This window comes from Streptomyces sp. WG5, from assembly GCF_049974565.1.
In the GTDB taxonomy this organism is placed as follows: domain Bacteria; phylum Actinomycetota; class Actinomycetes; order Streptomycetales; family Streptomycetaceae; genus Streptomyces.
In genome coordinates, this window is the sequence record NZ_JBNGGC010000027.1 from 23,357 (window position 1) to 41,539 (window position 18,183).

At 72.5% G+C, this 18,183-nt stretch carries 13 protein-coding genes and 1 riboswitch; of the genes, 9 read left to right on the forward strand and 4 right to left on the reverse strand.

What is annotated here, in order from left to right:
* Positions 1 to 11: 11 nt before the first annotated feature.
* The 6 genes from ACP4IX_RS25610 (at position 12) to ACP4IX_RS25635 (ending at position 8,575) form a co-directional block, all read left to right on the forward strand.
* Entirely contained in the window at positions 12 to 1,454 is a 1,443-nt protein-coding gene (locus ACP4IX_RS25610) for a GuaB1 family IMP dehydrogenase-related protein (protein WP_426556767.1), read from the forward strand.
* A 488-nt stretch (positions 1,455 to 1,942) separates the two neighbouring features.
* Positions 1,943 to 3,433 carry an amino acid permease gene (locus tag ACP4IX_RS25615; protein ID WP_426523123.1) on the forward strand — a complete coding sequence of 497 codons (1,491 nt, stop codon included), beginning with the start codon at positions 1,943 to 1,945 and terminating at the stop codon, positions 3,431 to 3,433.
* Between the two features lie 15 nt (positions 3,434 to 3,448).
* Positions 3,449 to 3,901, forward strand: a complete 453-nt coding sequence (locus tag ACP4IX_RS25620) for an Lrp/AsnC family transcriptional regulator (RefSeq protein ID WP_393593030.1) — start codon at positions 3,449 to 3,451, stop codon at positions 3,899 to 3,901.
* A 264-nt stretch (positions 3,902 to 4,165) separates the two neighbouring features.
* Positions 4,166 to 5,377, forward strand: coding sequence for an MFS transporter (locus ACP4IX_RS25625; RefSeq protein ID WP_426556769.1), 1,212 nt, complete (start codon positions 4,166 to 4,168; stop codon positions 5,375 to 5,377).
* A gap of 654 nt (positions 5,378 to 6,031) precedes the next feature.
* Positions 6,032 to 6,820 carry a carbon-nitrogen hydrolase family protein gene (locus ACP4IX_RS25630; protein WP_426556771.1) on the forward strand — a complete coding sequence of 263 codons (789 nt, stop codon included), beginning with the start codon at positions 6,032 to 6,034 and terminating at the stop codon, positions 6,818 to 6,820.
* A gap of 57 nt (positions 6,821 to 6,877) precedes the next feature.
* On the forward strand, positions 6,878 to 8,575 hold the full coding sequence (locus ACP4IX_RS25635; protein ID WP_426556773.1) for a flavin monoamine oxidase family protein: 1,698 nt from the start codon (positions 6,878 to 6,880) through the stop codon (positions 8,573 to 8,575).
* Positions 8,576 to 8,588: 13 nt separating this feature from the next.
* Here ACP4IX_RS25635 and ACP4IX_RS25640 read toward each other — a convergent pair whose 3' ends face one another.
* Positions 8,589 to 9,284: a DUF5995 family protein gene (locus ACP4IX_RS25640; RefSeq protein WP_426556775.1), complete on the reverse strand. Its 696-nt coding sequence runs from the start codon at positions 9,282 to 9,284 to the stop codon at positions 8,589 to 8,591.
* Positions 9,285 to 9,458: 174 nt separating this feature from the next.
* On the opposite strand from ACP4IX_RS25640, the gene ACP4IX_RS25645 reads away from it, so the two are divergent.
* Positions 9,459 to 10,616, forward strand: coding sequence for a glycoside hydrolase family 6 protein (locus ACP4IX_RS25645; RefSeq protein ID WP_426556846.1), 1,158 nt, complete (start codon positions 9,459 to 9,461; stop codon positions 10,614 to 10,616).
* Here the strand turns inward: ACP4IX_RS25645 and ACP4IX_RS25650 are convergent.
* Complete coding sequence (locus ACP4IX_RS25650; protein ID WP_426556777.1) at positions 10,598 to 12,010, reverse strand: uracil-xanthine permease family protein; 1,413 nt, start codon at positions 12,008 to 12,010, stop codon at positions 10,598 to 10,600. The two genes, ACP4IX_RS25645 and ACP4IX_RS25650, sit on opposite strands and share 19 nt — an antisense overlap.
* A gap of 185 nt (positions 12,011 to 12,195) precedes the next feature.
* On the opposite strand from ACP4IX_RS25650, the gene ACP4IX_RS25655 reads away from it, so the two are divergent.
* Entirely contained in the window at positions 12,196 to 12,654 is a 459-nt protein-coding gene (locus ACP4IX_RS25655) for an acyl-CoA thioesterase (protein WP_426556779.1), read from the forward strand.
* On the opposite strand, the gene ACP4IX_RS25660 is transcribed toward ACP4IX_RS25655, so the two are convergent.
* On the reverse strand, positions 12,614 to 13,825 hold the full coding sequence (locus tag ACP4IX_RS25660) for an MFS transporter (protein ID WP_426523116.1): 1,212 nt from the start codon (positions 13,823 to 13,825) through the stop codon (positions 12,614 to 12,616). The two genes, ACP4IX_RS25655 and ACP4IX_RS25660, sit on opposite strands and share 41 nt — an antisense overlap.
* Before the next feature lie 154 nt (positions 13,826 to 13,979).
* Here ACP4IX_RS25660 and ACP4IX_RS25665 point away from each other — a divergent pair, with 154 nt between their 5' ends.
* A complete protein-coding gene (locus ACP4IX_RS25665) occupies positions 13,980 to 15,197 on the forward strand; it encodes an ROK family transcriptional regulator (RefSeq protein ID WP_426523115.1) in 1,218 nt (405 codons plus the stop codon).
* Between the two features lie 259 nt (positions 15,198 to 15,456).
* On the opposite strand, the gene ACP4IX_RS25670 is transcribed toward ACP4IX_RS25665, so the two are convergent.
* On the reverse strand, positions 15,457 to 17,832 hold the full coding sequence (locus tag ACP4IX_RS25670; protein ID WP_426556781.1) for a chitinase C-terminal domain-containing protein: 2,376 nt from the start codon (positions 17,830 to 17,832) through the stop codon (positions 15,457 to 15,459).
* Positions 17,833 to 18,046: 214 nt separating this feature from the next.
* Positions 18,047 to 18,177: riboswitch (FMN riboswitch) on the forward strand.
* The last annotated feature ends 6 nt before the right edge of the window (positions 18,178 to 18,183 follow it).

Sequence of the window (18,183 nt, forward strand, 5' to 3'; positions counted from 1 at the left end):
ATGTGCAGCACGTGCGTTTCCTGAATGACATCCAGCCCTCGTACGACCTGACGTACGACGACGTGTTCATGGTGCCGAGCCGCTCCGCCGTGGGCTCCCGGCAGGGCGTGGACCTCGGCTCCCCGGACGGCACGGGCACCACCATCCCGCTCGTCGTCGCCAACATGACCGCCATCGCAGGGCGCCGCATGGCCGAGACGGTGGCCCGCCGCGGCGGCCTCGTGGTCATCCCGCAGGACATCCCGATCGAGGTCGTCACCGACGTCGTCTCCTGGGTGAAGAGCCGCCACCACGTCCTCGACACCCCGATCGTGCTCGCCCCGCACCAGACCGTCGCCGACGCGCTGTCCCTGCTGCCCAAGCGCGCGCACAACGCCGGTGTCGTCGTCGACGGGGACCACAAGCCGGTCGGCGTGGTCACCGACGCCGACCTGAGCGGCGTGGACCGCTTCACCCAGCTCGAAGAGGTCATGTCCAAGGACCTCATCCTCATCGACGCGGACATGGACCCGCGCGAGGCCTTCAACACCCTCGACGCCGCCAACCGCCGCTACGCGCCCGCCGTGGACGAGGACGGCCGCCTGGCCGGCATCCTCACCCGCAAGGGCGCCCTGCGTGCCACGCTGTACACCCCGGCCGTCGACGCGCGGGGCCGGCTCCGCATCGCCGCCGCCGTCGGTATCAACGGCGACGTGGCCGGCAAGGCCGAGCAGCTGCTGGCCGCGGGCGTGGACACCCTCGTCATCGACACCGCGCACGGCCACCAGGAGTCGATGATCAGCGCCGTCAAGCTGGTGCGCGACCTCGACCCGCAGGTCCCGATCGTCGCGGGCAACATCGTCTCCGCAGAGGGCGTGCGCGACCTGATCGAGGCGGGCGCCGACATCGTCAAGGTCGGTGTCGGCCCCGGTGCGATGTGCACCACCCGCATGATGACCGGCGTGGGCCGGCCGCAGTTCTCCGCGGTCCTGGAGTGTGCCGCCGAGGCGAAGAAGTACGGCAAGCACGTGTGGGCCGACGGCGGCATCCGGCACCCGCGCGACGTGGCGATGGCCCTCGCGGCCGGCGCGTCCAACGTGATGGTCGGCTCCTGGTTCGCCGGGACCTACGAGTCTCCGGGCGACCTCCAGCACGACGCCGACGGGCGCCCCTACAAGGAGTCGTTCGGCATGGCCTCCGCCCGTGCGGTGCGCAACCGCACCTCCGAGGAGTCGGCCTACGACCGGGCCCGCAAGGGGCTCTTCGAGGAGGGCATCTCCACCTCACGGATGTTCCTCGACCCGACCCGCCCCGGCGTCGAGGACCTGATCGACTCGATCATCGCCGGTGTCCGCTCCTCCTGCACCTACGCCGGTGCCGCCTCCCTGGAGGAATTCGCCGAGAAGGCCGTCGTCGGCATCCAGAGCGCCGCCGGCTACGCCGAGGGCAAGCCGCTGCACGCCAGCTGGATCTGAGCCCCCACCCCTTCCGCACGGCCCCTGACCGTCCCGTCCCCCGGGAGGGCCAGGGGCCGTGCGCCGTTCCCGGCGGCGCACCGCGCCGGGACCACCGGATCCCGCCCGGGCCGGCCCGGAGAGACCGGGCCCGACCCGGCGGGAGGCCGCCGGGGCGCGAGCCGTCGCGGGCCGGCCGGACAGCCGCTGACCAGGGCGATCCACCGCTCGCCGACCCCGTACGCAACGCTGCGCAGCCTCCGCGCAACGAATACGCGCCCGGCCCCGGTCAACGCAACGATCGTGCGGACACGCGCAAGGTTGCTGCATTACCGGGGCACCGCCCCGCTCGTAGTGTTCTGCGCTGTACGTGGCGTGGCGGGGACCCCGCTCGGTGGGTTCCCGCTTCCGCGAGGAACGCCGCCGGTCCCCGCCGCTCCAGAAGCCCGCCGGGAGCCCGTCCGCTCACCACCACCGGCGGCGACCGGCAGCGACAAAGGAGTCAACGCGTGCTCGACCCAGGCGCACCCTCGCACCACGACACATCGGCCACCCCGACGTCCCCGGGCCTGGCCGCGCGCCTCATGCGCCGCAAGCCCGTCGAACGCCTGGTGGCGGAGGGCGGCCAGGGCGAGGGCGGCACCCTCCGTCGCTCCCTCGGCCTGTGGCAGCTCACGATGATCAGCATCGGCGCCACGCTCGGCACCGGCATCTTCGTCGTCCTCGGCGAAGCCGTCCCCAAGGCCGGCCCGGCCGTCACGCTCTCCTTCGTCATCGCCGGCCTGACGGCGCTCTTCTCGGCGCTGTCCTACGCCGAACTGGCGGGCACCATCCCGGTCGCCGGGTCCTCCTACTCCTACGCCTACGCGACGATGGGCGAGCTGGTCGCCTGGGTCTGCGGCTGGTGCCTGGTCCTGGAGTACGGCGTGTCGGTGGCCGCCGTCGCCGTCGGCTGGGGCGAGTACCTCAACGAGCTCCTCGACGGCACCATCGGCGTCACCATCCCGGCCGCCCTGTCGGCCCCGCCCGGTGACGGCGGCATCTTCAACCTGCCCGCGCTGATCGTGGTGCTCCTCGCCATGACCTTCCTGCTGGGCGGCGCCCGCGAGTCCGCCCGGGCCAACACCGTCATGGTCGTCGTCAAGATCGCCGCACTGGTGCTGTTCTGCGCGATCGGCGTGCAGGGCTTCCGCTCCGGCAACTACGAGAACTTCATGCCGCTCGGCATGGCCGGCGTCAGCGCGGCCGGCGCGACGCTCTTCTTCTCGTACATCGGCTTCGACGCCGCCTCCACCGCCGGCGAGGAGGCCAAGAACGCCCAGCGCGACCTGCCCCGCGCGATCATGCTGTCCCTGGTCATCGTCACGGTGCTGTACGTCCTCGTGGCGGCCGTCGCCGTCGGCGCCAGGCCCTGGCGGACCTTCACCGACTCCGAGGCCTCCCTCGCCCAGATCATGACCGACGTCACCGGCCAGGACTTCTGGGGCACCCTGCTCGCCTTCTGCGCGGTCGTCGCCATCGCGAGCGTCGTCCTGACCGTGCTGTACGGCCAGACCCGCGTCCTGTTCGCCATGTCCCGCGACGGGCTGGTGCCCAAGGTGTTCTCCCGGGTCCACCCGAAGACCGGCGCGCCCCGCGCCAACACGCTGATCGTCTCCCTGTTCTGCGGCGTCCTCGCCGCCGCCATCCCGCTCGGGCAGCTCGCCGACGCCACCAGCATCGGCACCCTCTTCGCCTTCGCCCTGGTCAACGTGGCCGTCGTGGTGCTGCGCCGGACCCGTCCGGACATGCGCCGCACCTTCCGGGTGCCGCTGTCGCCGGTCCTGCCGGCGCTGGGCTTCGCCTTCTGCGTCTGGATGATGGGCAGCCTGTCCACCGTCACCTGGGTGGTCTTCGGTGTCTGGATGGCGGTCGGGCTCGTGTTCTACTTCGTATACGGCCACCGCCGTTCCCGGCTCGCCACGCCGGACAGCTCAGCAGTCCAGACGCACCAGAAGTGAAGTGAACGACCCGCAGTGCTGAACGATCTCGACGAACGCATCGTGCACGCCCTCGCCGAGGACGCCCGCCGCTCCTACGCGGACATCGGGCAGTCGGTCGGCCTGTCCGCCCCCGCCGTGAAACGGCGCGTGGACAGGCTGCGCGCCACCGGAGCCATCACCGGATTCACCGTACGGGTCGACCCCGCCGCGCTCGGCTGGGAGACCGAGGGGTTCGTCGAGATCTTCTGCCGCCGCAACACCTCGCCGGAGACCATCCAGCGGGGCCTGGAGCGCTACCAGGAGATCGTGGCCGCGTCCACCGTCACCGGGGACGCGGACGCGGTCGCCCAGGTCTTCGCCTCCGACATGCGGCACTTCGAGCGGGTCCTGGAGCGCATCGCGGGGGAGCCGTTCGTGGAGCGGACCAAGTCGGTGCTGGTGCTCTCGCCGCTGCTGCGCCGCTTCTCGTCGGGGTCGCCCACGTAAACGGGGCCGCCTGCACACGCGGGACCGCCTCGCGATCGGGTCGTTCCTCGCGGTCGGGCCCGTCTCCGGCGGTCGGGCCCGTCTCCCGCGATCGGGCCGCCCCCGCGTTCGGGCCGGTCCCCGCAACCGGGAGACCGGGACACGGTCTCCCGGCTAGCATCGGGGCATGACCTGGCGACATTGATCCACCAGCCGTGCCTCCTCCCGAGGGCCGCCGCGGACGCCGTACCACCGGTGTCCGATCCGCCCCCTCGGGAAGGCCTCATGACTCTTTCACCCGAGCGTGCCCCCGCCACCGCCGGTACCCGGCGGCTGACGCGCACGCTGTACGCCTCCGCGTTCTGCGACGAGTTCGTCCTGCTCTACCCGGTGTACGCGCTGCTGTTCAGCGACACCGGCCTGTCGGTCTGGCAGATCTCCTCCCTGTTCGCCCTGTGGTCGTTGACCAACGTGGTTCTGGAGGTGCCCTCCGGCGTCTGGGCCGACGCCGTCTCCCGGCGACTGCTGCTGGTGCTCGGCCCGCTGCTCACCGCCGCCGGCTTCGCCCTGTGGGTGCTCGTGCCCTCCTACGGTGCCTTCGCTCTCGGCTTCGTGCTGTGGGGCGCCGGCGGAGCGCTCGGCTCGGGTGCGCTGGAGGCGCTGGTCCACGACGAACTGGACCGGGCCGGCGCGGCCGACCGGTACGCCCGCGTCATGGGCCGGGCGCGGGCGATCGGGATCGCCGCGACGATGACCGCGATGGGCCTGGCCGGTCCGGTGTTCGACCGGGGCGGCTACGAGACGGTGGGCGCGGCGAGCGTGCTGGTCTGCCTGGCCGGGGCGGCCGTGGCGACACGGTTCCCCGAGCACCGCGAACCGTCCGCCGCCGGCGACGGCTGGACCGCGACTCTGCGCGCCGGACTCGCCGAGGCCCGCGACGACCGCTCCGTGCGCGGCGCGCTGCTGCTCGTACCGGCCGTGACGGCGGTGTGGGGCGCGCTCGACGAGTACACGCCGCTGCTGGTGCGCGACACCGGCGTCGCGCAGGAGACCGTCCCCTGGCTGCTGCTGGTGATCTGGGCCGGCGCCACGGTCGGCAGCCTGCTCGCCGGCACGGCCGAACGCCTGACCACGACCGGGTTCGCCGCCCTGCTCACCGGCTCCGCGCTCGCACTGGCGGTCGGTGCCGCGGCGGGCACCCCGGTCGCCCTGGTCCTGGTCGCGTTGGCCTTCGGCGGCTTCCAGCTGGCGACCGTGCTGGCCGACGCGCGCCTCCAGCGGCGTATCGACGACGCCAGGCGGGCGACGCTGACCTCGGTCGCGGGCCTGGGCACGGAGCTGGGCACCCTCGTCACCTTCGGCGCCTACGCGGCGGCGGCCACGGTGACGGGGCACGGCACCGCCTTCGTGTGGTCCGCGGTGCCGTACCTGCTGACGGCCCTGCTGCTGGTCACCGTCGCCCGTACCGCGGCGGCTGACAGGGCACGACCCCGATAGCCGCCGGTCCCCTTCTCGCCCCCCGAAGGCCGCCGGACTCACGCACCGGGGCAGCTCCCCGCCCTCCGCGGCGCTGCCCGACGCGCCCAGCCGTGGCCGGCCCGGTCGTGGCGGCCGCGGCCGTGGACCGTGACGCCGGCCCGCCCGCCCCCGGCGCCGGGCGGGTCGGAGCCGGTGATGACGGCGGAGACGACGGCCACGGCACCGCCGGGCGCCAGGGAGTCGACGCTCGGCGTCCCCCTGGCGCCCGGCCGTTCACGCAGTGGCCGAGTCCGAACGGACCGGTGGCCCCGAGCGCGTCGTCGTCCTCGGCCGCCGGCCGGGGCAGGGCCGCGTGCGTGCCCCCAGGGAGGAGCCGGGCACAGGACCGGGGCGCGAGCGCGCAACGAATCGCCGGGTGGATGCGGGCGGCAGACCGACCCGCCGTCCGCCACCGCGGCGCCTCCGTACCGCGTGCACGGCTCGACCCCTGACCGACGGCGTGCCACCGGGCCGCCGGAGCGGGCCCGGACGGACAACGAATCGCCGCAGGAAGCGCCCCGGACGCAACGATCCGCCCACGGACGCGCAACGGGTCCTTCTTGTCCGGCCGGGGCGCCGACCGTACCGTCTATCTGACCCCCCAGCCCCCTTCCCACCCGGTGAGGAACACGCATGCGCACCGCCCTGCTCCAGAGCTCCGGCCGGCCCGGCTCCCCCGTCGAGAACCTCAAGGTCCTCGACGAGGCCGCCGGCCGGGCCGCCGCAGCGGGTGCCGGGCTCCTGGTCACCGCCGAGCTGTTCCTGACCGGGTACGCGATCGGCGACGACATCGCCGTCCTCGCCGAGCCCGCCGACGGCGACTCGGCCGACGCCGTCGCGGAGATCGCCGGGCGGCACGGCCTCGCCGTCGCGTACGGCTACCCGGAGCGGGCCGGCGCCAGCGTCTTCAACTCCGTCCAGCTGATCTCCGCCGACGGCACCCGCCTCGCGGGCTACCGCAAGACCCACCTCTTCGGCTGCTTCGAGCGCGACCACTTCACGCCGGGCGAACAGCCGGTCGTCCAGGCGGAGCTCGACGGGCTGACCGTCGGCCTGATGATCTGCTACGACGTGGAGTTCCCGGAGAACGTCCGCGCGCACGCGCTGGCCGGCACCGACCTGCTGCTCGTCCCGACCGCGCAGATGCACCCGTTCCAGTTCGTCGCCGAGTCCGTCGTGCCGGTGCGGGCCTTCGAGAACCAGATGTACGTGGCGTACGTCAACCGCGTCGGCCGGGAAGGCGAGTTCGAGTTCGTCGGGCTCTCCACCCTCGCCGGTCCCGACGGGACCGCCCGCGCCCGCGCCGGGCGTGCCGAGGAACTCGTCCTCGCCGACGTCGACTCCGCCTTCCTCGCCGCGTCCCGCGAGACCAATCCGTACCTGGAGGACCGCCGGCCGGGCCTGTACGGGTCCCTCGCCTGACCTCCCCCCTCACCGCCACGCCCCCCCCGTTCCACCTGTGCAAGGAGTCCGTACCCCATGACGTCCACCGTGCCCAACGCGATCGAGCACGCAGACCAGCAGCAGCCGCCGATCACCATGTTCGGGCCGGACTTCCCGTACGCGTACGACGACTTCCTCGCGCACCCCGCCGGCCTCGGCCAGATACCCGCGACCGAGCACGGCACCGAGGTCGCCGTCATCGGCGGCGGCCTGTCCGGCATCGTCGCCGCCTACGAGCTGATGAAGATGGGCCTCAAGCCCGTCGTCCACGAGGCCGACAAGATCGGCGGGCGGCTGCGGACCGTCGGCTTCGACGGCTGCGACGAGTCCCTGACCGCCGAGATGGGCGCGATGCGCTTCCCGCCCTCCTCCACCGCCCTCCAGCACTACATCGACCTGGTCGGCCTGAAGACCCGCCCCTTCCCCAACCCGCTCGCCGAGGCCACGCCCTCCACCGTCGTCGACCTCAAGGGCGAGTCGCACTACGCCGAGACCCTGGACGACCTCCCCCAGGTCTACCGCGACGTCGCGGACGCCTGGGCGAAGTGCCTCGAAGAGGGCGCCGACTTCTCCGACATGAACCGCGCCCTGCGCGAGCGCGACGTCCCGCGCATCCGCGAGATCTGGGCGAAGCTGGTCGAGAAGCTCGACAACCAGACCTTCTACGGCTTCCTCTGCGACTCCGAGGCCTTCAAGTCCTTCCGGCACCGCGAGATCTTCGGTCAGGTCGGCTTCGGCACCGGCGGCTGGGACACCGACTTCCCCAACTCCATCCTGGAGATCCTCCGCGTCGTCTACACCGAGGCCGACGACCACCACCGCGGCATCGTCGGCGGCTCCCAGCAACTGCCGCTGAGGCTCTGGGAGCGCGAGCCGGAGAAGATCGTCCACTGGCCCCACGGCACCTCGCTGAAGTCCCTGCACGTGGGCGGCGACCCGCGCCCGGCGGTGACCCGTCTCACCCGCACCGCCGGCAACCGCATCACCGTGACCGACGCCGACGGCGACATCCGCACGTACCGGGCGGCGGTCTTCACCGCCCAGTCCTGGATGCTGCTGTCGAAGATCGCGTGCGACGACTCGCTCTTCCCGATCGACCACTGGACCGCGATCGAGCGCACCCACTACATGGAGAGCTCCAAGCTCTTCGTGCCCGTCGACCGGCCCTTCTGGCTGGACAAGGACGAGGACACGGGGCGGGACGTCATGTCGATGACGCTCACCGACCGCATGACCCGCGGCACCTACCTCCTGGACGACGGCCCCGACAAGCCCGCTGTCATCTGCCTCTCCTACACCTGGTGCGACGACAGCCTGAAGTGGCTGCCGCTGTCCGCGAACGAGCGGATGGAGGTCATGCTGAAGTCGCTCGGCGAGATCTACCCCAAGGTCGACATCAGGAAGCACGTCATCGGCAACCCGGTGACCGTCTCCTGGGAGAACGAGCCCTACTTCATGGGCGCGTTCAAGGCCAACCTCCCCGGCCACTACCGCTACCAGCGGCGCCTGTTCACGCACTTCATGCAGGAGGAACTGCCCGAGGACAAGCGGGGCATCTTCCTCGCCGGCGACGACATCTCCTGGACGGCCGGCTGGGCCGAGGGAGCCGTCCAGACCGCGCTCAACGCGGTCTGGGGCGTCATGCACCACTTCGGCGGTGAGACCGACGCGGCCAACCCCGGCCCGGGTGACGTCTACGACGAGATCGCACCGGTCGAGCTCCCCGAGGACTAGAACACCCGGCGGATCAGTCCGGTAGCGGCGTGAGCAGCATGCGGCCCGCGAAGCCCACCGCCTCGTCCAGCCGTTCGGTGAACTCCCCGGCGACGTCGGGCAGCCGGCGCAGCGCCCACAGCGCGCGGGCCGCCGCCCAGGCGGCGTCGCGGGCACGCTCCAGGCTCCAGGAGCCGAGCAGATGGGCCAGCGGGTCGGTGATCCTCAGGAGGTCGGGACCCGGCATCAGCTCGTCGCGGACGCGCTCCTCCAGCGACACGAGGAGATCACCCACCCGGTCGAACTCATCCTCCAGGTCGACGGGTTCGCAGCCGAGCGTACGGCACGTGTCCACCACGGCGAGCGCGAGATCGTGGCCGATGTGCGCATTGATGCCCGCCAGCGCGAACTGCAACGGCCGTACGCCGGGATGGCGGCGGAACTGGAACAGGGGCCGCCAGCACGCGGGCGGACGGTGCCCGTCCTCCAGCGCGTCGACGGCGGCCAGATAGCGCTCCGCGAACCGCACATCCAGCGCGATCGCGGCCCGGGAGTCCGTGAAGCGACCGCCGTCGATGTGCCGGTCGACCGCCTCGGTGACGGTCAGGTAGACGCGGTTGAAGACCGCCACCCCGTCCCGGGCCGGCAGCGTCGTGCCGAGGGCACGCATCCGGGAGAGGACCGCGTCCACCGTCCGGACGGCCGCTGTGACTTGTTCGCTGTGCGCCATGGCGGCAGCGTCGCAGCTTTAGGCTGGCGGGAGTGCCGGCGGGCCCGACGCTTCCCCAGAACGGGGGAACGCGCCCGCCGTGCGGGGGAGGGGGAACCACACGTGTCAGGCCTTCGTGCCCGGCGCCTGGCCGCTCGCAGGGCCGAGCGCAGGCGTGCCGCCCGCCGCAACGCGATGGTCGCGGCGGCGTCCGTCGTGGTCGCGGTGGGCACCGCGACCGGCATGCTGTCCGCGTTCGGCGACGAGGACGGCGGCAGTGCGGACGAGGCCCGTCCGGACGTGACGTGGTCGCCGCGGCTGCAGTCCCTGCCCGTCCGGCCGTCCCCGTCGGCGGCGACACCGTCCGCCTCCGCCTCGGCCTCCGCCCCGGTGCAGAAGGAGAGTCCCGGCCCTTCGCCGACGAAGAGGCCCGACACGTCCGAGGAGCCCGAGAAGTCCCAGAAGAAGGAGCCCCGGACGGCCCCGGCCTCGACCCTGCTCTACCGGCACCCCGAGTCCCAGGTCCTCGACTGGGTCCGGGCCCACCCCGACGACCCGCGCCAGGACCTCATCCAGTCCCGCATCGCCGATCACCCGGCCGCCGTGTGGTTCGCCGACTACGCGCCCGGGACGATCACCTCCCGGGTCCGCGCCGTCACCTCGGGCGGTGCCGAGGCGGGCCGGGTGCCCGTCGTCGTGCCGTACGCGATACCCGACCGCGACTGCGGCGGCCACTCCCAGGGCGGGGCGCCCGACCTCGACGCGTACGACGCCTGGATCGACCGCTTCGCCGCCGGGCTCGGCTCGGGCGACGTCATCGTCGTCCTGGAGCCCGACTCGGTCGCCCAGGCCGACTGCCTCTCCGCCGGCGCGCGCGCCGACCGCTTCGCCTCCCTGGCCCGCGCCGGCCGGGTCCTGAAGGATGCCAACCCCAAGGCCCGGGTCTACTACGACGCGGGGCACTCCGGCTGGCACGCGCCCGCCAAGCAGGCGGGCTGGCTGAGGCAGGCGGGCGCCGCCTCGGCCGACTCCTCCGACGGCATCTTCAGCAACGTCTCCAACTTCCACGTCACCGCCGACGAGGTCGCCTACGACCGCGCGGTCCTCGACGCCCTCGGCGGCCCCCCGGGCCTGGGCGCCGTCATCGACACCAGCCGCAACGGCAGCGGCGCCCCGGCCGACGGCGAGTGGTGCGACCCGGAGGGCCGCACGCTCGGCCGTGCACCGACCCTGAGCACCGGCATGGGGCGCATCGACGCCTACCTCTGGGTCAAGCTGCCCGGGGAGTCGGACGGCTGCAAGGGGAAGCCGGGCACGTTCACGCCGTCCTACGCCTACGACTTGGCGCGCTGAACTCCGTCGTCACCGTCCTCGGCCTGCTCGTCGTACGACGACGTGCCCTCGTCCAGCAGCGGCGCTTGCGTCTTGAGGTGGGCCGGGGCGAAGACCCGCAGGGCGTGGTAGCCGGTGATGACGACCACGGTGCCGAGCGCGATGCCGCTGAGGGAGAAGGTGTCGGTGAACTCCATGCTGACGTTGCCGACGCCGATGATGATGCCCGCGGCGGCCGGCACCAGGTTCAGCGGATTGCGCAGGTCCACCTTGGCGTTGATCCAGATCTGCGCGCCGAGCAGGCCGATCATGCCGTAGAGGATGACCGTGATGCCGCCCAGCACCCCGCCGGGGATCGCGGCCACGACCGCGCCGAACTTCGGGCAGAGGCCGAAGAGGAGGGCGAAGCCCGCGGCGGCCCAGTACGCGGCCGTCGAGTAGACCCGGGTGGCGGCCATCACGCCGATGTTCTCGGAGTACGTCGTGTTCGGCGGGCCGCCGACCGCGGTGGACAGCATCGAGCCGACGCCGTCCGCGGAGATCGCCGTACCGAGCTTGTCGTCGAGGTTGTCGCCGGTCATCTCACCGACCGCCTTGACGTGCCCGGCGTTCTCCGCGACCAGCGCGATGACGACCGGCAGGGCGACCAGGATCGCCGACCACTCGAAGCTCGGCCCGTGGAAGGACGGCAGGCCGATCCAGTCGGTCCGGCCCACCGCGGAGAAGTCCAGCCGCCAGTGGTCGGTGAGCTTGCCGCTGCCGTCCACCGAGTGGATCTTGCCGAAGACCTGGTCGAGGACCCAGGAGAGCACGTAGCCGAAGACCAGGCCCAGGAAGATCGCGATCCGGGACCAGAAACCGCGCAGGCACACCACGGCCAGACCGGTGAACAGCATCACCAGCAGCGCCGTCCACTGGTCCTGCGGCCAGTAGGTGGACGCGGTGACGGGGGCCAGGTTGAAGCCGATCAGCATCACCACCGCGCCGGTGACGATCGGCGGCATCGCGGCGTGGATGATCCGTGCCCCGAACCGCTGCACGGCGAGACCCACCAGGAACAGCGCGGCACCGACGACCAGCACCGCGCCGGTCACCGTGGCGCTCGTGCCGCCCTGCGCCCGGATCACCGCGGCGACGCCGACGAAGGAGAGCGAGCAGCCGAGGTAGCTGGGCACCCGGCCGCGGGTGGCGAGCAGGAAGATGACGGTCGCCACGCCCGACATCATGATCGCGAGGTTGGGGTCCAGGCCCATCAGGACCGGAGCCACGAAGGACGCCCCGAACATGGCCACCACGTGCTGGGCGCCGAGCCCGGCCGTGCGGGGCCACGAGAGCCGTTCGTCGGGGCGGACCACCGCTCCGGGTGCGGGCGTGCGCCCGTCACCGTGCAGCTTCCAGCGCACGCCGAGGTCCATGGTGAGGTTTCGCTTTCTCTGTACGTGAGGACTGTCCGGACCATTGTCAGGGGTACCGGACGGTCCTCCGTCCCGCGCCCCCCGCTGACCAGCGCCTTCCCCCGGCCGTAGCTGCTGAGCGTCCGCTTAGGATGGAGGGGATCCGCCGTACGTGAGCACAGCCGAGCAGGACCAGGAGCCCGCCCGTGACCGCCGAAGCCCCCGCCGCCCCCGCCCTCTCCTACGGCCGCCTCGTCCCCGTCACCGTCCACTTCGACGACCTGGACGCGCTCGGCCTGCTGCACAACGCCCGCTACCCGGTGATGGCCGAGCGGGCCTGGGCCGAGCTGTGGACCGAGCACGGCTTCCGGTTCGAGGGCGACTGGGCGGCGGCCGGCGACGCCTGCAACGCGGTCAGGGAACTGACGATCACCTATGAGGCGCCGGTCACCCGGCCGGGCGCGTACGCCGTCCACCTCTGGCTGGACCGGCTCGGCACGACCGGGCTGACGTACGGCTTCCGCTTCTGCTCGGCGGACGGCACCACCACGTACGCCCACGGCAGCCGGGTGCTGGTCCGGTTGGACTCCCGGACGCTGCGCCCGGCGCCGTGGAGCGACGCCTTCAGGGCTGCCGGTCGGGAACTCCTGCGCTCGACGGACTGATCTTCGGGCGCTCCCGGTCCCCGGCGCGCAGCACCTTCGCGAACACCACCAGGCAGCAGGCCAGCACCGTCACCAGACCGAACGACACCACCAGGCTGGTCGCCTGGGCCAGACCGCCGATCGCGCTCGGGGCGACCAGTCCGGAGGTGTACGTGATGGTGGCGACGCCCGCGATGGCCAGGCTGGGGTTGGAGCCGGCACGGCCGGCCGCGGCGAAGCACAGCGGGATGACGACGGCTATGCCGAGGCCCATCAGCGCGAAGCCGGTCATCGCCACCGCCGGGTGGCTCCCGAGGACGATGAGCAGACCGCCGAGGGTGGCCAGCACCCCGCTCACCCGGACCGTGCGCACCGCGCCGAACCGGTCCACCACCCTGTCACCGGCGAACCGGGCCAGCGCCATGGTGAGTGTGAAGCCCGTCGTGCACGCCGCCGCCAGACCGGCCGAGGCCTCCAACTGGTCCCGGAGGTAGACCGCCGACCAGTCCAGGCTCGCACCCTCCGCGAACACCGCGCAGAACCCGACCGCGCCGATCAGCAGCGCCGACCTGGGCGGCAGCGCGAACCTCGGGGGCGGGTCCTCGTCCTCGGCGGGCTGGAGATCCAGCACCCAGGTGCAGGCCACCAGGCCCGCCACGGTCAGCACCGCGGCGGCGAGGGCGTGGTGCAGCCGGGCGTCCGAGCCCAGGTGGGCGGCGAGCGTGCCGGCCGCCGAGCCGATCAGGGCGCCCGCGCTCCACATGCCGTGCAGCCCGGACATGATCGACTTGTCGAGCCGGTTCTCGACCTCGACGCCGAGCGCGTTCATCGCCACGTCCGACATGCCCGCCGTGGCGCCGTAGACGAACAGGGCGAGGCAGAGGGTGAGCAGGTTCGGGGCGAGGGAAGGCAGGACGAGCGCCAGCGTCCACAGGGCCAGCAGACCGCGCAGCGCGGTGCGGGCGCCGAGGCGGTGGCTGACGCTGCCGGCCAGCGGCATGGCGACCGACGCGCCGATCGCCGGGAACGCGAGCGCCAGACCCAACTGGCCCGCGCTCACCCCGGCATGGTCCTGGATCCACGGCACGCGTGTCGCGAACGAGCCGGTGACGGCGCCGTGCACGGCGAACACGGCCGCCACGGCGTACCGGGCGCGCCTCACCGTGTGCTGCTCGTAGACCACTGCGCTCATTCCCTGCCCTCCGTCGGGTCTGCACCGGTTCGACTGCCCGGCGTCCTTGCGCTCACTGCGCTCACCGCGTCGCGTAAACTATCAGGAACCCTGCCTGATAGATAGGGAAATAGGGGCGCGGGCCCCCGCGCCGCCGATCTGGAAGGATCCCGGCATGCCCGCATCCCCGAGCACCGCCCGGGCCATCAACGACCGGCTCGCCCTGCACCTGCTCCAGCAGGAGGGCCCGTTGACGGCAGGGCAGCTGAAGCAACTGACCGGCCTGTCCCGGCCCACCGTGGCCGACCTCGTCGAACGCCTCACCGCCTCCGGCCTGGTCGAGGTGGCGGGAGAGTCGGGCGAGCAGCGCCGGGGGCCGAACGCCAAGCTGTACGGCATCGTCGCCGGACGCGCCCACCTCGCCGCCCTCGACGTACGCACCGAGGGCGTCGCCGTGCTGGTGTCCGACCTGCTCGGCCGGGTGCTCGCCGAGGCGTCCGTGCCGATCGGCGACGACACCGGGACGGGCCCCGCGGTGGAACAGGCGGTGGGCCTGGTCGTGGGCGCGGCGAAGGAGGCCGGGGCCGACCGGCTGCACAGCGTCGGTATCGGCGCGCCCGGCCTGATCGACCCGGCCAGTGGTGAGCTGCGCGACTCCACCGGACTGCCCGAGTGGCACCGCCGGCTGATGGTCGCGTTGCAGGAGAAGTTCCCCGAGGCGCGGATCGGCGTCGAGAACGAGACCAACCTCGCCGCCCTGGCCGAGCAGCGCGACGGGGCGGCCCGGGACCGGGACACGTTCGTCCTGCTCTGGCTCGGCCTGGGCATCGGCGCCGCGGTCGTCCTCGACGGCACGCTACGGCGGGGTGTCTCCGGCGGCGCCGGCGAGATCGGCTTCATGCCGGTGCCGGGCACCCGGGGCCTGCCGTCGGCCACCGACTGCGACGGCGGCTTCCATTCCGTGGCCGGTGCGGCGGCGGTGACCGCCCTGGCGGCGCGGCACGGGGTGACGGCAGTGCCCGAGGGGCCCGAGCCGCACGCCGCCGCGCTGGTGCGGGAGGCGGTGCGCCGGGCGGATACGTCCCAGGACCGGCGCCCGGCCCCGGACCCCGCCGCGGAGCGGTTCCTCGACGAGCTCGCCGACCGGGTCGCCCTCGGAGCCGCCGCCGTCGTTTCCGTCCTGGACCCCGGCTGCCTGGTGCTGGCCGGCGAGGTCGGCCGGGCCGGCGCCGACACGCTCGCCGCCCGTGTCCAGCACCGCCTCGCCCGGATGTCACCGCTCGCCACCGAGGTACGGCCCAGCACGCTGGGCGGCGGTGCCGTACTGCGCGGGGCCCTGCTGACCGCCCGCGACCGCGCCCAGGACGAGCTGTTCGCCCCGCCGGAGCGGTAGCCGCGGCGCGCTCGACGCCATCTCCGTGACGACGGGCGGTCGCGCCCCGTGGCGCCGGGCCGCGCGTCATCCGCTCCCGGCAGTCCGGCGTGGCCCGTCGCCCCGGCCCCGTGAGGGAAGCGGACATCCCGGCAGGACGGTCTGCGGGCGGCGTGCCGCCGGGCCGGTCGCTCCCGTCGGCGACACGTGGCGGGCGCGCTGGGAGGCCCGGCGGCGGGCAAGGGCCTTCGTCACCGCCGCCGGGCCGGTCTCGTCGGGGTCAGCAGGCGCCGAGGTCCTGCCAGACACCCCACTCACCGGTGGTGCCGGGCTCCTCGCCCTTCGTCCACCACTTGGACTTCCACGAGCGCCCCTCGTGGGACACCGTGACGCCGGCGCCGTACGCCGTGGCCGCTTCCCAGGCCGGGGCCGCGCACTGCCCGGTGCCGTCCGTCGGGCTCGGGCTCGGGCCGGGAGTCTCCGTGCCCGTGGGCGTCGGCGTGGGGGTCGGTGTCTGCGTTCCCGGGTCCACCACGGTCGTGCCCCGTGCGAGGTCGCCGGCCAGGGCATAGGCCTTGCCGCCGATCGTCACCGTCCAGTTCGACGGGGTCGACACCGGCAGGTAGTAGTTGAACGACAGGTCGACGGTCGCGCCCGGCGCCAGCGACTGCCACGCCGGCAGCTTCAGCGACACCCGGTGGAAGTCACCCTTCAGGCCGCCCACGTTGCCCCCCGTGTGGTCGCTGCTGATGACCTTGGTGCCGAAACCGGACTGGTCGGAGGCGTTCCCCGGGGCCGAGGTGGCGTAGTCGAACTGGAACTCCGTACCGCCCGGCAGCGCGGTCTTCGTGTTGTTCGTGATCCGCAGCTTGGGCGTGATCGGGTAGTTGGAGTCGCCCAGCTTGAAGTCCGTGAACTCCACGTCCACGTCCACGGCCTCCGCCGGCAGGTCCGCGTTCGACTTCTTCGCGCCGTACGGCGCGGCCGACTTGAACGTGTCGTACATCAGCGAGGTGAGCGTGTCGCCCGTCTCGTACTGGCCCTTGGCGGCGTTCCAGCCGTAGTCGCCGGCCAGCTCCCAGATCATGGTGCCGCCGATGCCGCGGTCCACCACGTAGTCGGCCTTGGCCCCGACCGACTGCTCGTCCTCGGTGGAGAGGAAGACCTTCTTCTCGGCGTTCCACAGCCAGGGCGCGACCAGCGTCGGGTCGTAGGCGCGGGCATAGGTGCCCGTCAGCTTCGTGTCCGCCGGGAAGCCGTAGTCGGTGACGTAGTCGCCGACGATGCCCTTCTCGAGGTTCTTGGCGTGCCACATCGGGTTGGAGCCCGCCGGGGACTCCTTGCCGTTGGCGTCGAGGTCGTGCCAGAGGTTGTCGATGCCGACGGCGCCGTCACCGCACTTGGTCAGGCCGGAGCCCGCCGGGCAGGAGGAGGCGGACGCCTTGCCCCACAGGCCGTCGGTTCCGCCCTGGACGTTCTTGTGGCCGCGGGTGTAGTACGGCAGGCCGATGTTGATGCGGCCGGCCGGCATGGAGCCGCGGAAGTAGTGGTAGGCCCAGTCGGTGTTGAGGTAGCCGATGCCGCCGTACTGGGCGCTTCCGTAGACGTTGGCGGCGGCGAGTTCGGAGTCCTTGCCGTCGTCGAAGAGGGAGGCGTTCGGGCCGACGTGCTCGTTCCAGGCGCCGTGCAGGTCGTAGGACATGATGTTGACGTAGTCCAGGTACTTCTGGACCTGGAAGGTCTCCATGCCGCGCAGCAGGTAGCCGGAGGAGGGCGCGGCGACGGAGAGGAGGTAGTGCCTGCCGTCCGCGGCGCCGGCGCGGTCGAGCCTCTCGCGCAGCGTCTTCATCAGGGCCGCGTAGCCCTTGACCAGCCCGGCCCGGCGGCCGTTCGCGAAGGACCAGTCGAGCGGGTTGCCCGCGTCCTTCATCGTCGTCGGGTACTCGTAGTCGATGTCGACGCCGTTGAAGCCGTACTTCCGCACGAAGTCGACCGCCGAGTCGGCGAAGGTGTCGATGCCGGCCTGGTTGACCGAGCCGTCGGCGTTGGTGGCCATCGAGTAGAAGCCGCCCGAGTCCACGCGGGTGCCGTCGTCGGCGAAGTAGCCGCCGGTCTCGGCCCAGCCGCCCACGGAGATCATCGTCTTGACGTCCGGGTGCTGCTTCTTGAACTTGTTCAGCTGGTTGAAGTGGCCCTTGTAGGGGAGGTCCGGGTCCATCTCGGCGCCCTCGACCCCCGGCCACGTCATGCCGGTCGCCGGGTTCGTCGCGCTGTCCGGGCCGACGGAGAGCCTGTTGCCGCCGTCGACGTGGGCGAAGGCGTAGTTGATGTGTGTGATCTTGTTCCACGGGATGTCCGAGGCCAGGTACGCAGGCTTGCCGTCCTTGCCGGTGCGCCAGCCCGTGAAGTAGCCGATCACCCGGCGCGGGTGGTCCGCGCCCATCTTCTCCCGGCCCGCCGAGTCGTAGGCCGAGCAGTAGGGGACATCGACGCCCGGGGTCCGGTAGAGCCCGTCGGGACGACAGGTCTCCTGGTCGGCGGCCTGCGACGCGGTCGCCGGCAGGCCGGCCAGCAGGAGGCCGGCGACGGCGGCCGCCGCCGCGAACAGGGCCGGTCCCGCTCTGTGGCGGGTTCTGGAGCGTGACGGGGAAGGCACAGTCGGTTCCTCTCCACGGAAGTTGCGCAGACCCTAGAGAGGACTAGACCAGTGAGTCAATAGGTATGGACCAATCTCAAGGCGGGGTGGCGGCACCTCGGTTGGGGGCGGTCGCGGCGCGAGCGGCCCCGAAGCGAGCGCTCTGTGAGCCACTCCACACACTGCGTCCGCATGGACCGGGATCAGTCGTGGCACACTGGCCGTGTACCAGAAGCAGCGCACTCCGGGGTCGGTGAAAGTCCGAACCGGCGGTTACAGTCCGCGACCCGGTCGCCTCCAGCGACCGGTTGACCAGGTGAAATTCCTGGACCGACGGTTAAAGTCCGGATGGGAGGCAGTGCGCCGCGGGCG